The sequence below is a fragment of the Phyllobacterium lublinensis genome (assembly GCF_020164435.1).
GTDB lineage: Bacteria > Pseudomonadota > Alphaproteobacteria > Rhizobiales > Rhizobiaceae > Phyllobacterium > Phyllobacterium lublinensis.
Genome location: NZ_JAIUDQ010000003.1, coordinates 263,431 through 277,920, shown reverse-complemented (window position 1 = coordinate 277,920; position 14,490 = coordinate 263,431). Strand labels below are relative to the sequence as shown.

Annotated in this window: 9 protein-coding genes and 1 riboswitch; of the genes, 3 read left to right on the top strand and 6 right to left on the bottom strand. The window is 60.4% G+C overall.

The window, feature by feature from the left end:
- Positions 1-108: 108 nt before the first annotated feature.
- The 5 genes from K9U38_RS05975 to K9U38_RS05955 form a co-directional block, all read right to left on the bottom strand.
- Positions 109-1,725, bottom strand: a complete 1,617-nt coding sequence (locus K9U38_RS05975) for an ABC transporter substrate-binding protein (RefSeq protein ID WP_224493421.1) — start codon at positions 1,723-1,725, stop codon at positions 109-111.
- Between the two features lie 22 nt (positions 1,726-1,747).
- Positions 1,748-2,860 (bottom strand): pyridoxamine--pyruvate transaminase, encoded by a 1,113-nt coding sequence (gene ppaT / locus K9U38_RS05970; protein WP_224493420.1) that lies wholly within the window; start codon positions 2,858-2,860, stop codon positions 1,748-1,750.
- Between the two features lie 135 nt (positions 2,861-2,995).
- Positions 2,996-3,874, bottom strand: coding sequence for a transglutaminase family protein (locus K9U38_RS05965; RefSeq protein ID WP_224493419.1), 879 nt, complete (start codon positions 3,872-3,874; stop codon positions 2,996-2,998).
- 21 nt (positions 3,875-3,895) lie between these two features.
- Positions 3,896-6,298 (bottom strand): circularly permuted type 2 ATP-grasp protein, encoded by a 2,403-nt coding sequence (locus K9U38_RS05960; protein ID WP_224493418.1) that lies wholly within the window; start codon positions 6,296-6,298, stop codon positions 3,896-3,898.
- 96 nt (positions 6,299-6,394) lie between these two features.
- The gene (locus K9U38_RS05955; RefSeq protein WP_224493417.1) at positions 6,395-9,745 is read right to left on the bottom strand and encodes a transglutaminase family protein; all 3,351 of its coding nucleotides are present in this window, start codon (positions 9,743-9,745) and stop codon (positions 6,395-6,397) included.
- 506 nt (positions 9,746-10,251) lie between these two features.
- Positions 10,252-10,464, top strand: a riboswitch (cobalamin riboswitch).
- A gap of 281 nt (positions 10,465-10,745) precedes the next feature.
- On the opposite strand from K9U38_RS05955, the gene K9U38_RS05950 reads away from it, so the two are divergent.
- The 3 genes from K9U38_RS05950 to K9U38_RS05940 are packed head-to-tail and all read left to right on the top strand — an operon-like array spanning position 10,746 to position 13,513.
- Complete coding sequence (locus K9U38_RS05950; protein ID WP_224493416.1) at positions 10,746-11,546, top strand: ABC transporter ATP-binding protein; 801 nt, start codon at positions 10,746-10,748, stop codon at positions 11,544-11,546.
- Positions 11,546-12,496, top strand: coding sequence for an ABC transporter substrate-binding protein (locus K9U38_RS05945; RefSeq protein WP_224493415.1), 951 nt, complete (start codon positions 11,546-11,548; stop codon positions 12,494-12,496). The genes K9U38_RS05950 and K9U38_RS05945 overlap by 1 nt, the downstream gene beginning before the upstream one ends.
- Before the next feature lie 27 nt (positions 12,497-12,523).
- Positions 12,524-13,513, top strand: a complete 990-nt coding sequence (locus K9U38_RS05940) for a FecCD family ABC transporter permease (RefSeq protein WP_224493515.1) — start codon at positions 12,524-12,526, stop codon at positions 13,511-13,513.
- Between the two features lie 19 nt (positions 13,514-13,532).
- Here K9U38_RS05940 and cysQ read toward each other — a convergent pair whose 3' ends face one another.
- Complete coding sequence (gene cysQ, locus K9U38_RS05935; protein ID WP_224493414.1) at positions 13,533-14,336, bottom strand: 3'(2'),5'-bisphosphate nucleotidase CysQ; 804 nt, start codon at positions 14,334-14,336, stop codon at positions 13,533-13,535.
- Between the last annotated feature and the right edge of the window lie 154 nt (positions 14,337-14,490).

Sequence of the window (14,490 nt, the reverse complement as noted above, 5' to 3'; positions counted from 1 at the left end):
TCTTTTAAAAAGAAAATATTCCTATATTCTAGCTCGCCTTTCCATTAGCCATTGGTCGTATGCCCGCGTCAGCTCATCGGCGATCCAGCCACCGATCAGTAGCCAGCCTTACTCCTTCAGCCCGACATTTGCCCAGCTCGACACCGCCCAGCGGGGGTTGTCGGAAACATTCTGGACATTGTCGCGTGCCACGGTGATGAAGGAGAATTCGGCGACATTGATCAGCGGCAGGTCGTCGGCGACCGTCTTCTGCAAGGTCTTGTAGAGGCTGGCGCGCTTGTCCGCATCAACGGTGGACGCGGCCTCCTTGATTAACCTGTCGACGTCGGCATTGGCGTAGCCATACTGGTTCGAGAAAGGTACGCCCGCAGGCAAGCCGCTTTCGAGAAGGATCGTCGTCGAGATGGCAGGATCTGACCGGTAGACCGGCGTTGCCACGGTGATGTCGAAATCATGATCCGTGTAGACCGCTTTCAGATGCGCCGGGGTATCATTGCTGATGACTTGCGCATCAATGCCGACCTTGGCCAGAGCCTGGCGAAGATAATCGCCGAACTGTTTGGTTTCGTTGAAGAATGGCGCCGGCAGCAGTTTCAGTTTGAAACGGTTGCCATCTGCGCCGCGCTTGTAGCCAGCTTCGTCAAGAAGCGCTTCCGCCTTGGCCGGGTCAAACGCGTATTTAGTCACATCCGGCTCGTAGAAGGTCTTGTCATAGGCCGGCACCGGCCCGGTCGACGACTTGGCGTAACCAAGGAAAATCGTCCTGACGACGAAGTCATGGTCGATCGCGTGGGCAAGCGCCTGCCGTACCCTGATGTCGGCAAGCTCCTTGCGGCGATGGTTGATCTCGACGATCAACTGGTAGGTCAGGCCTTCATAGCCGTTGGAATAGACCTTCAGGCCCGGCACCCTGGAAATCCGGTCGAGATCGGCGAGCGGCACGGCGGAGAAGGCCGCAAGCTGGATCTGTTCGGCTTCTAGCGCATTGCCGGCCGCCGCCCGGTCAGGCAGCACCTGATAGACGATCTCGTCGAGCAACGGCTCGCCTTGTCGCCAATAGGCGTCATTGCGTTTCAGGAGAAAATATTCACCCGGCTTGTATTCGCCAAACTTGAACGGGCCGGTCCCGACAAGCTTCTGGTTGGCGGGGTTCTTGGCGATGTCGGTCCCCTCGTAGATATGCTTCGGCACGACAGAGGTCACAACGGGCAGCGCATTGCGAATGAGCTGGAATGGCGTCGGTTGCGAGAACTTGAAGATGGCCGTGTGGTCGTCCGGCGTTTCGACACTTTCCAGATTCTTGAACACCACGCGCCCGAGATTCTGCAGCTTCTTCCATACCTCCAGCGCAGAGAAAGCCACGTCGGCGGAAGTGAATGGCTTGCCATCGTGCCAGGTTACGCCTTCACGCAGCTTGAAGGTTGCGGTGCGCCCATCGTCCGAACCTTCCCAGGAAAGAGCGAGCCGGGGGCTTAGCCCGTCCTTGCCGTCATAGGATTGTTCAGCCAGTGGTTCGATCACCTTGCTCGCCACGAAGAACACCCCGTTTGAGGCGACAATGGCGGGATTGAGGTTGGCAGGCTCGCTGTCGGCGGCGACAACGAGCCGGCCGCCTTTGGCAGGGGGTGCCGCTTGTGCCAGAGCGAAATCCGGCAGGACGAGCATAGCGCCAACGCTGGCCGTCGCTTTGAGAAAAGCGCGTCGGTTCAACAGGATACGGGACATGGTTGCAATCCTCCGGTTCAGTTCATGGCTTGGACAGGACGTCTTTCAGTGCGGAAATCATGGTGCTGGCAAAGGCCGGTTCGGCGGAAGCGCCCATGTGGCCGATGCGCAGGATCTTGCCGGCCGTCTCGCCCCGGCCAAGCGAAACAAGAATGCCGTGGTCGAGCAGCAACCGGTCGCGCAGCGCCACATCGCTAAGGTCGTCGGGTACCTTGAAAGCCGTCGCCGTCGGCGCACACCAGGCCTCCTGTTTCGGCCAAAGGGACAGGCCAAGGCCGAGCAGCCCTTTCCGCGCAATCAGTGCCGTTTGCGCGTGGCGGGCCCAGACATTCGCAGGTCCTTCGCTTGCATAACAGTCCAGCGCCGCATCGAGAGCGTAAATTTCGGCAATAGACGGCGTGACGGGAAACGGCATGCCCGGCTCCGATGCGCCCTTCCAGGCCAGAAGGCTGAGGAAGGAGGCGCGGGGAGCGTCCGGATTGGCTTCGACCTTCGCCCAGCCCCGCTCACTGACTGCAATCAGGCTGAGGCCGGGGGTGCTGCCCAGGCACTTCGATGGTGAGGTGATGAAGATATCGGCATCGACATCGGAAGGATGCACGTCCATGCCCGCAAAGGAGGACACCGCGTCGACCAGGAGATAGGCGCCGTGTGCAGCGACAATTGCTCCGATTTCGCGCAACGGGTTGAGCGTGCCGGAGGGCGTATCGTGATGGCACAGCGCGACGACACTTATGTCCGGACGGGCGCGCAGGACATCGCGCACGGCTTGCGGATCAATGATTTCGTCAAAGGGGACGGCGAGTTCAACGACTTCCTTGCCGTAGCGCGCGGCCCAGACCGCAAAGCCCTTGCCATAAACGCCGGAGACGAGGTTGAGCACCACGTCGCCCTTGCCGATCAGCGCCGCGGCCGCCGCCTCGATGCCAAGGATGGCCTCGCCCTGCATAATCACGGGATCATTGTCTGTCTGCAGCGCTTGCCGGAGTTTCTCGACGACGCCGGCATAATAGGCCCGGAAGGCCGGGTGATAATCGTAGAGTACCGGCCTGCCAAGCGCAGCCAGCACTTCCGGATAGGCAGGAACCGGCCCTGTGGTAAGCATCAGCGGCGGAATGGGAAGCAAGGATCGCACTGCGGAAATTCATCCCATTCTTGACGGAACCCGGATCAGGAAGCAGACCATATTCTCCGGGATGCCGGAAACCAAGAAAAACCGTTCCAATAATTCGGTCTGTGCGGCACTATCGTGCTTGGTTCGGCTATCAACCTATTCCATCGGAATGACATCGACGGACTGCTTGCCCTCCTGCGACCCGCTGGTCTTGAGCACACCCACGATGGGCGAGACATCGGCGTAATCGCGGCCATAGCCAATGGTGATGTGATCATTGCCCGCCACCATGGCGTTGGTCGGGTCGAATTCCTGCCACCCGGCCTCGCGCCCGCACCACACGCGAACCCACGCATGCATCGCATCGGCGCCCTCCAGCCGTTCCTCGCCGGGCGGCGGAATGGTCCGCAGGAAGCCACTGACATATCCAGCCGGAATGCCGATGCCACGCAGGCCGGCAATCATGACATGGCTGAAGTCCTGGCACACGCCCGCCTTGAGGTCGAATGCCTGGCGCGCGGTTGTACGTACGTCTGTCACATCGGACTCATAGGTAAAGTCGGCATGGATGCGGTCATTGAGATGTTTGACCGCTTCCATCACGGTGGACGTCTGAAGGAGGCTTTGCCCGGCATAGGCCGTGATTGCCGGATCTATCGTGGCGTAGGCACTGCTGGTCAGGAAGTGGTGCGGCGCATCGGGTGCGATGGACCAGACGGTCCGCAGTTCCTTTTGCAGCCCTGCAAGATCGGGCGAGACATCGAGCATCATCGAAGGCCGGGTAACATTCACCCGGGCCGTCATCGTCACATCGAGCGTCTCATGCGGGTTCCGGTAGGTGATCGACGTCACCGTATTGGAGAAGAAGTCGGTGAATTCCGAACGTTCCGCCGATACCGGATCGAAGGACAGGCTGGAGGCAATCACACGCTGAACCCCCGGCATGCTTTGCGGCATGACGCGAATATGATGGCGCCCGCCAACGGCCGAACGCTCGTAATTATAGTGAAGATGAAGGCGTATGTTGTAGAGCATGGCGACCTTATGGGGACCCCTTCAGGCGAAATAGGTATCGGAAATGATATCGGACAGAGTGCCGATATCGCAGGCGATAGTGTCGAGCTTCTCCGCAGTCAGATCGACCGCCTCCATGATCGCCATCTCCGTATGCAGGCGCAGCACATTCTTGGAAAAGGCAGGCATGGTTGCACCTTGCTCCCGCGATGGCAGCAGGCCGAATTCCGTCTTCAAGGCATCCAGCTGGAAGATGATCGAGCGTGGATTGAGCGGATCGAGTGCCAACAGGTCAAGCACGCTCAGCCGACCGGAATAGACGCTGTACTGACGCCGGTGAGTCATGACGCTGTCGCCTATCTCCAGCAACATTTCCAGTGCACCATCGGGCGCATCATCCTGCGACAAGGTCGCCAGGACGCGCGCCATCTGAATGCCCCGTTCGAGCCTTCGGCCGATTTCCAGGAACCGCCAGCCGGTGAAGCGATACATATTCTCGTGCACGAGGCCGGAAAATCCCGCGAGCTTGCGCAGGATGATCGTCATGGCGCGGGTCGTATCGTCCCCTGCCATCACGACATCCTGAAAACGGTGAACGGTCTTGGAGAGGTCGCGCAGTGCCAGCCAGCCATCGGGCGAAAAGCGGTCGCGAATGCGGCCGGCGCTCAGCATCGCGCCGTCGATGGAGCGCTGCAGCCCCTTCGGCACCGCCGTATCGAGGTCGATGCCGAGTGGTTTCAGGTAATCGCGCATTTCCGAAAGCAGCGGCAGTTCCATGTTGGCCGCCTCGGCGTAGCGGGCATGGCACGCACGCAATATACGCGCCGTCCCTTCCGCCCGCTCGATATACCGCCCCATCCACATGAGGTTTTCCGCTGCACGGCTGGGCAGCGTTCCCGGCACGTTGCGCCGGAACGCATCGTCCTCGCGCGGCAGCAGCGTGTCGTTGCGCACCGGTCCGTTCGAGGTGATCCAGACGTCTGCCGCCTGCCCGCCCCTTTGCATGGCGATCGCTGCGGTATCGAGCGTGAAGCCGACGCGGGCAAAGCCGCCGGGCATGAAACTCCACCCATCCTTGTGGCGTGCCGCAAAGACCCGGAGCACGAACGGTCGCGGTTCGAGCTTGCCGTCTACATAGACCGGCGTGGTCGAAAGCTTGACGGCCTCCTGCCCGACCAGGCCGCGTCCATCTTTCTGCAGCCGGGCAAGCAGGGACTGACGCCCTTCAGCATCGAGCGCGGAGCCAAGCACTGTCGCACCGACATCCTCGAAGGGAAGCCGCGTTGACATGGCCGGACCGACCATCATCTGGTCCAGCCGGTCAACCACATGCGTTCGCTCCCTTTCCTGTCCGCACCACCACGTGGCGATGCTGGGCAGCGCGAGGTCGCGCTGGTGCAGCGCATTTGAGATGGCCGGCAGGAAGGCCAGCAGCGCCCGTGTCTCGAGGATGCCCGAGCCAAGCGCATTGACCAGGGAAACGGTCCGTTGGCGCAGGGCGCTCACCATGCCCGGCGTGCCGATCCATGAATCCGTCTTCAGTTCGAGCGGGTCCATATAGGCCGCATCCATGCGCCGCCACAGGGCATCGACCGGCTTGAGACCGGAGACGGTCCGAACCATTACCCTCCCCTTGCTGACTGTCAGATCGTCGCCTTCGAGAAGCATGATGCCGAGATATCGGGCAATATAGGCGTGTTCGAAATAGGTTTCGTTGTTCGGCCCCGGCGTCAGGATGGCGGCCCGTCCCTGCGGACTCTTGACCAATGCCTGCAAGGAATCGCGGAAATCCCTGAAGAAACCGGCCAGCCGATGCACGTTCATCGCGCTTGAGATATCCGACAGGGCCCGGGTCGTTGCCACGCGATTTTCGAGCGCGAAGCCCGCTCCGGATGGCGCCTGCGTACGATCGCCAAGCACCCACCATTGACCGTCAGGCCCGCGCCCGAGTTCGAAGGCACACAGGTGCAAGAAATGCCCGCTCGCCGGTTTGACCCCGGCGACGGCATGCAGAAACTCCGGATTCGAGGCAATCAGATCCGGTGGCAGCAAGCCGTCGCGGATGAGCCTGTTCTCTCCGTAGATATCGGCGACGATATCTTCGAGAAGGTCGGCGCGCTGTGCCAGTCCGAAGGTGATCTCGCGCCAGTCCTCCTCATTGATCAGGATCGGCATATGGGCGAGCGGCCATTCGCGCTCCTGGGTGCCGTTCTCGTCATAGACCCGGTAGAACACACCGGCATCGTGCAGGTACTGGTTCGCGCGGGCAAAACGCGTCGCCAGCTTCTCCGGACCGATCCGATCAAGCGTCTGAAGGAGTGTCTCCCAGCCAGGGCGAAGCGCGTCGGTCGGATCGAACATTTCGTCGGCAACCCCAGGCAGAGGCCTGTAGCCAGCGAGCAAGCCGGAAATCGGGAGAGATTGTGCTTTGTTCACTTGTGACATTCGTTTGCTTGGCATCTGCGTTGACTGGTAAGCGAAACATTCGATGACAATTATCTCTCCCTCAAGGGGTGAGATACTCGGCATAAATACTGGCGACTAGCCCTGGCGCGGCCGTCTCAGGTCAAGGGTCATCGGGAACTCCGCTGGCGGCTGTTCCTTCCTCAGCTCATACGCCCCCGCCGTATGTCCGCGTGGCTCGAACCGCGCCAGGCGACGCGCTTCGGCCTCGTTTGAGTTGACGGGAAACGTATCATAGCTGCGACCACCGGGATGTGCGACATGATAGACGCAGCCGCCAATGGCCCTCCCCGACCACTGGTCGTAGATGTCGAAGACAAGGGGCGTATTGACGGGGATCATCGGATGCAGACCCGACCTCGGCTGCCACGCCTTGAAGCGCACGCCGGCAACGGCCGTTCCTTCGATGGCCGTCATCCTCATCGGGATTTCACGACCGTTGCAGGCGATGCTGTGACGGGCCGGATTGAAACCCTCTGCCTTGACCTGAAGCCGTTCCACCGAGCTGTCGACAAAACGTACGGTACCGCCGATGGCGCCCTGCTCGCCCATGACATGCCATGGTTCCAGTGCCTGCCGCAATTCGAGCTTGACGCCCTCATTCTCGATCTCGCCGCAAAACGGGAAGCGGAACTCCAACTGCGCCTCGAACCATTCCGGCCGCAAATCAAATCCATTTTGAGACAAGTCTGCGAGCACATCGAGAAAATCCTGCCAGACGAAGGCGGGCAGCATGAAACGGTCGTGCAGCGAGGTGCCCCAACGGACAAAACTCCCCTCAATGGGCTTGTTCCAGAAGCGGGCGATCAGCGCACGTACGAGCAATTGTTGCGCCAGGCTCATGCGCGCATTGGGCGGCATCTCGAAACCCCGGAACTCGACAAGGCCCAACCGGCCGGTCGGCCCATCGGGTGAAAACAGCTTGTCGATACAGATTTCCGAACGATGCGTGTTGCCGGTCACATCGACCAGCAGATTGCGGAACAGCCGGTCCACGAGCCAGGGCAGCGGCGGCGTACCGCGACCCGGCATCGGCACCTGCGCCATGGCAATTTCAAGTTCATACAGGCTGTCGTGGCGAGCCTCGTCGAAGCGTGGCGCCTGGCTGGTCGGTCCGATGAACATGCCCGAGAACAGATAGGACAGCGAGGGATGTCGCTGCCAGTGCAAGACAAGGCTTTTCAGAAGGTCGGGGCGTCGCAGGAACGGGCTGTTGTTCGGTGTTTCGCCGCCCACGACCACGTGATTGCCGCCGCCCGTGCCCGTATGACGGCCGTCTATCATGAACTTGTCCGCACCCAGCCGGGTCTGCCGCGCTTCTTCATATATGGCCGTGGTGGTTTCTACACATTCGCGCCAGTTGGAAGCCGGGTGGATATTGACTTCAATCACACCTGGATCGGGCGCGACCCTTATCACATTGATGCGGTGATCCTGGGGCGGACCATAGCCTTCGATGTGGACAGGAACACCGAGTTGCGCAGCCGCTGCTTCCGCGGCGCCGACGAGCTCGAGATAGTCCTCCAGCGCCTCGACTGGCGGCATGAAGACGCTGAGCCGCCCCTCACGCGGCTCGACGGAAATGGCGGTGCGCACGGCGCCGCCGATTTCGCCGAGTTCCTGCTCGACACGTTCCTGTTGATTGCCTTCGGCCGCCGTGAAGGACGCGACTGGTGCTTCCCGGCCGGCCGGGGCTGGCGCGGGCGATTCAGTCCGGGATGCGAGAGAATCCGCGAGCGACCCGCGGTCGACGGATGGATCCACCGGAACGATGTATGGATATTCCGACGCCGGCACGTGTGGCAACGAGCCAAGCGGCAAGCGATAACCGACCGGCGAATCGCCCGGCACCAGGAACAGCTTGCCGCGGCGGGTCGTCCACTTTTCGCTGCGCCACCTCGGACCCGAGGCTGCCTTGCTGTTCCACCGCTGCACGGGCAGGACAAAGCCGGTCGGTTCGGTCAAGCCCCGTTCGAAGACGCGGGCAATGCGGCTGCGTTCCTCCGGGTCTTTCAGTTTCGAATTGGACGGATCGACGTTGGCCGGCAGATTACCCTCCTTGACGATCCACTCGGCCGGGTCCTCATAGGCAGGCGATACCATGTCATTTTCCACACCGAGCATATTGGCGATGCCGGTAAGAAGCTTGCCTGCGTCGTCCGGCCCTACATCCGCCTTGCTGTTTTCCGGAGCGATAAGGTTCGGATCGACCCAGATCGGCTTGCCGTCCTTGCGCCAATACAGCGAGAACGTCCAGCGAGGCAGGCTTTCTCCCGGATACCACTTGCCTTGTCCATAATGCAGGAAGCCGCCCGGTGCGAACCTGTCGCGGAGACGGCGGATTAGCTTGTCCGCCTTCTCGCGCTTCGTCGGACCTACAGCGTCGGTATTCCACTCGCCGGATTCAAAGTCGTCGATCGAAACGAATGTCGGCTCGCCGCCCATGGTGAGACGCACGTCGCGCTCTTTCAGGATCGAATCCACTTGTTCGCCAAGCGCGTCGAGCGCAGCCCAGGATTCATCGGAAAACGGCTTGGTGATGCGGGGATGTTCCGACACACGGGTAACATGCATGTCGAAGGCGAATTCGACATTGGCCGGTTCCGCCATGCCTGAAATCGGCGCGGCATTGCGATAGTGCGGGGTGGCGGCAAGCGGCACATGGCTCTCGCCGGTGAGAAGGCCAGACGTGGGGTCAAGACCGATCCAGCCAGCGCCGGGAAGATAGACCTCACACCAGGCATGCAGATCGGTGAAATCCTTGTCGGTACCGGCTGGTCCGTCCAACGAAACAAGATCGGGCTTAAGCTGGATGAGGTAACCCGAAACAAACCGGGCGGCGAGGCCAAGATGGCGGAGCGCCTGCACCAGCAGCCAGCTTGAATCGCGGCAGGAACCCGTACGAACGCCGAGCGTCGTCTCCGGTTCCTGGACGCCCGTTTCCATGCGGATGACATAACCGACTTCCCGCTGAATGCGCGCATTGAGGTCGACGACAAAATTGACCGTATTGGTTGTGCTACGATCGATCGTGTCGAGGAAGCCCTGCAACAGCGGGCCCGCGGGTTCGGGTTTCAGATAGATCGAGAGGTCGTCGCTGATCTCCTCCGGATAGGCAAAGGGCCAGTTCTCGGCAACCGGCTCGACGAAGAAATCAAACGGATTGTAGACCGTCATGTCAGCGATGAGATCGACCTCGATCTTGAGCTCGGTGACAGGCTCGGGAAAGACAAAACGGGCAAGAAAGTTGCCGTAGGGGTCCTGCTGAAGATTGACGAAGTGATTGTCAGGTTTGACTTTCAGCGAATGACTGAGGACTTTGGTGCGTGAATGGGGCGCGGGCTGAAGCCTGATGATTTGCGGCCCAAGCATGATTGGGCGGTCATATCTATAGTGGGTGAGATGGTAGACTGCAGCGTGAATTGCCATGTGGCCTCAAAGTGTTTTTCTGAAATGCGCGTTCCCGACAAGAGCCTAGCCTACTCCATCTCGAAGTAAATCACACGTTGCCAATTATTTTAGCATCCGCCAGATCTGCCGCATAAACGAGCTTGCACTACTTCGACAGCGGTGCCTGGCCGCGAATGCAACCGTGCATGCGTTGCAGCAGACGGAGGATCAGGCGATTTTCATCAGGTCCTGTGAGCGAAGCAGCAAGCACCGATCCAGCCGGTGCATCGGAGAAGATGGGCCTCTCCGACCTGAGGGCAATGGCCTTGCTCGCAAGACAGGAGGTGACGCGATGTGGTTTCTGCCACTGCGTATCACCCTGGAGTTGAAAAAGACCCGGACGAGCTGGACACTCACCATCCGGGTCTTTTTCAATAACAGGAAACGGGAGACGGGCGAAAGCCTGTCTCTCACTCCACGATGCGAACATAACATTTCCCAACATTTTTCCAATAACTATCTGTTCCATTCGGGCGACCTTTGCAGTAACAATCGCGGCCGATGGTTTCCCCGGCACGACACGGCCGGGGATGAAAAGGGAACACGGTGAGGCGTACCCACAAGGGACCGAGACCGTGGCTGCCCCCGCAACTGTAAGCGGTGAGCAACGCCTGACAATGCCACTGATCTGAGATCGGGAAGGCAAGGCGAAGCTGGGACCCGCGAGCCAGGAGACCTGCCATCATACTTTGAAATTCGAACCGGACGGGGTGTGCCGGGAGCGATGCGACGTTTGCTGCTGCAACGGGCCCGCACATTCGCGGCCCCGAAGAGGCGGCGGATATTTGCTGCGTTCCCTTGATCCTGTCCAGAACCGGACAGGCATGACCATTCGAACACGCTCTCTCCCGTCAGGCCATAGCAGCGAACTGTTGACCGCAGTCCAACAATCATTCTTTACATATGTTATAACATTACTATATCAATTCTCAACATCGACAACAGCTGAGCCTTCTACGATGGTCCGGAGAGCCTGTTCATGAGCCACGTAGTCCTCGCCGCCGATGCGGCAAGCTATCGCACCGCCGGCAAGACGCTTGTCGATGCGGTGTCATTGTCAGTCACTTGTGGCTCCCGCCTGGCGGTGATCGGCCCGAACGGCGCAGGCAAATCGACGTTACTGCGCATGCTGGCCGCCCTGCTCCAGCCAACCGGCGGCGACATTCATCTTGATGGCGAGAGTATCACCCGTCTGACCCCGCTGGAGCGCGCCCGCCAGTTTGCCTTCGTCGGACAGTCCGAGACGCCCGACCCGCAATTGATCGTCGAAGATTATGTTGCTCTTGGGCGAATCCCCTACCATGGTACTTTCACCAAGGCGCAGGACCGCGAGAGCGTCGCACAAGCGCTGCACCGCGTTAAGATTGCGCATTGTTCCGGGCGCCGCATCGGTTCGTTGTCGGGCGGGGAGCGCCAGCGCGTGCATCTGGCCCGCGCCATTACCCAACAACCCGCTGTGCTGTTTCTCGATGAGCCCACCAATCATCTCGATCCCAAGGCACGCAGCGAATTGCTGTCACTGGTGGCCGGCCTAGATGTCACCACCATCGCCGTCCTGCATGATCTGCCCCTAGTCGCGCCTTTTGCCACCCATGTCGCGGTCATGCATAGCGCGCAGCTCGTGGCAATGGGCACCCCCGATGAAACCCTGACACCGCGCATCGTCAGCGACGTCTTCGAACTTGACGTGTTGCGCCTGCGCCATCCATCGCAGGAACGCGAGCTCATGGTGTTTGAAACACCCGATACTTCCCCGCATCCCTATCCACGGAGCCTATGATGAAGAAAAAAGCCTGCCTCGCACTTGCCCTCTCCCTGCTGTCCGCACCCGTGTGGGCCTTTCCTGTCACGGTCGACAGTTGCGGCAAGCCGCTCACCTTCGTCACGGCACCGAAGCGTGCCGTCATTCAGGACATCAACATGAGCGAAATGGCGTTCGCCCTGGGTCTCCAGTCCTCGATGGTCGGTGTCACCGGCATCACCGGCTGGTACAAGCTCGATGATGCATTCAAGCAGCAGCAGGGTTCCATTCCGGAACTTGCTCCCAAATATCCAACCATGGAAAACCTGGTTGCAGCCAGTCCCGATTTCTTTTTTGCCGGCTGGAATTACGGCATGAAGCCCGGCGGCGAGGTGACGCCCGATACGCTTGCACCTTACGGCATCAAGACACTGGTGTTGACCGAAAGCTGCGTGCATCTCGACAAGAACCGTCCTGCCGCCTCGATGGATCTCCTTTATGGCGATATCGAAAAGCTGGGCAGGATTTTCGGCAAGGAAGCGGAGGCCGGCAAGCTGATTTCCGGTTGGAAAGCCCAGCTTGCAGACATCAGGAAAAGAATCAGCAACAACGGAGAAACACGTGTTTTCCTTTACGATTCCGGCGAAGACAAACCTTTCACCGCCGGCAAGTTCGCCATGCCGACAGCGCTCATCAACGAGGCCGGCGGCATCAACATCATGGCCGACATGGACACCAGCTGGGCCACGACCTCATGGGAAACCGTCGCGACACGCAACCCGCAATTCCTCATACTGCTCGACTATCAGGATGACGCCGGTTACCAGAAACTGCTCGATTTCCTCAAGTCGCATCCGGCGATGAAGGAGACCGACGCCGTGAAAAATGAGCGCTTCGTCGCGCTTCGCTATGCGGAGATCACGCCGGGCCCGGCCAATATCGAAGCAATCGAGAAGATCGCCAAGGCCATGCATCCGGAGGCCTTCTAAGTGCAGGTCAGCGCCGGTCAACGACTGATGCTGGTGGTAGGGCTGGTGCTTGTCATGGCCCTCGCCCTCGCATCCATCGCCTATGGGTCAACCGTCATCCCGTTGGTGGACGTCCTGAATGCGCTGGCCCACGCGGTGGGCCTTGGTGAGCAGGCGACAAGCGCTCCTGTCGAGCGCATCATCGTTGATCTGCGTCTGCCGCGTGCGCTGCTTGCCGTCTGCGTCGGCGCGGGTCTGGGCATAGTCGGTGCCATGCTGCAGACGGTGACACGCAATGATCTCGCCGACCCGTTCCTGTTCGGCCTCTCGTCCGGTGCTGCGGCGGGTGCCGTCTCGGTCATCACGCTTTTCGGCGATCGCTTCGGCATCTGGACCTTGCCGATAGCAGCTTTCAGCGGCGGAATGCTCGCGGCCGTGAGCGTGCTTGTTCTGGTGCGCCGTGTTCAAGGTCAGGGGCCGGAACGGCTGATCCTTGCCGGCTTGAGCGTATCATTCCTGTTTGCGGCGCTCACCAACTACCTGGTGTTCGCCGGCGACCAGCGTACCGCTCACTCGGTGCTGTTCTGGACACTCGGCGGCCTTGGTCTTGCCCGCTGGGATAATCTGCCGCTGGCCCTTACCGGCCTCGCTGCGATACTCGTCTACGCCCTTGCCAACCACCGCAATCTCGACGCGTTTCTCGCGGGAGAAGGCACGGCGGAAAGCCTTGGCGTGCGCGTTACCCGCACACGCAACATCGTCTTCATCGTCTGTGCGTTTTCAACCGCGATCTTCGTTTCGGTCGCGGGCGTCATCGGCTTTGTCGGACTCATGATCCCGCATATTGCGCGCCGCTTCGCCGGGCAACTGCACGCGGGCATGATCATTACCTGCGCCCTGCTGGGCGCCATGCTGATCCTGCTCAGCGATCTGGCGGCCCGGCTGCTGCTGGCGCCGCAAGAACTGCCGATCGGCATCGTGACGAGTTCGGTCGGCGCATTCTTCGTCATGGCCACATTGCTGCGAAGGCGGTACTGATTTCGTCGATGGGATTGAGCTACAGCTTCCCGCGTGCCACGAAATCCGGATTGGCGAAATCGACATCATCGGCCTGATCGCGGCGCCCATAGGTCAACGCCTTGCCGTCCAGCGTGAGTGTGATCCCGCCAGCGGCCCGCAACACGGCATCGCCAGCGGCCGTATCCCACTCCATCGTGCGACCGAAACGCGGATAGATATCCGCCTCACCGCGCGCCAGCAGACCGAACTTGATAGAGGAGCCGACGGAAATACAATCTGCAATGGAATAATCCTTCAGATAGGCGTCCGTCTCCGGGGTGCGGTGCGAACGGCTTGCCACGGCAACCATCTGATCGGGCGTCGTGCGGCAGGCAATGGCCTTGCGGGCGGTAACCGTGCCATCATGTTCGACGGTCACTTCCTGCGCGCCGCCTGGTCCGCCAATAAACAGCCAGCCGCGTACGGGCGCATAAACCACACCGAGCACCGGCGCCCCATGCTCTATGAGCGCGATGTTGACCGTAAAGTCGCCGTTGCGATTGACGAATTCGCGCGTACCGTCGAGTGGATCGACCAGATAGAAACGATCGCCAAGATCCCCCGGCACATGACCGCTGGAAATCTCTTCTTCCGCGACGATGGGAATATCCGGCGTCAACCGGCGCAGCGCGTCGACAATGATGGCTTCGGCCGCATGATCTGCTGCCGTCACCGGCGACTTGTCGTCCTTCAACGCAACGTCGCAGCCTTCCTCATAGATGCGCAGGATCTCCCTGCCGGCGGCGATCGCCGTGGTCTCAAAGATCTGAAGCAGAGCCGGATGGTGGTCCACAACGTTCATGCCAACTCCTTGAAGCCGCTACGAAAAGGCCATGCTGAGATTCGCGTTCATGGCGAACCGAAAACGGTGGTGTTCGAGCACCGGAGCGCAGTGGACTTGAGGTCCATGAGCACCGGAGCGCAGAAAAACGCCGTTTGCAGGCCACCATGGCGTG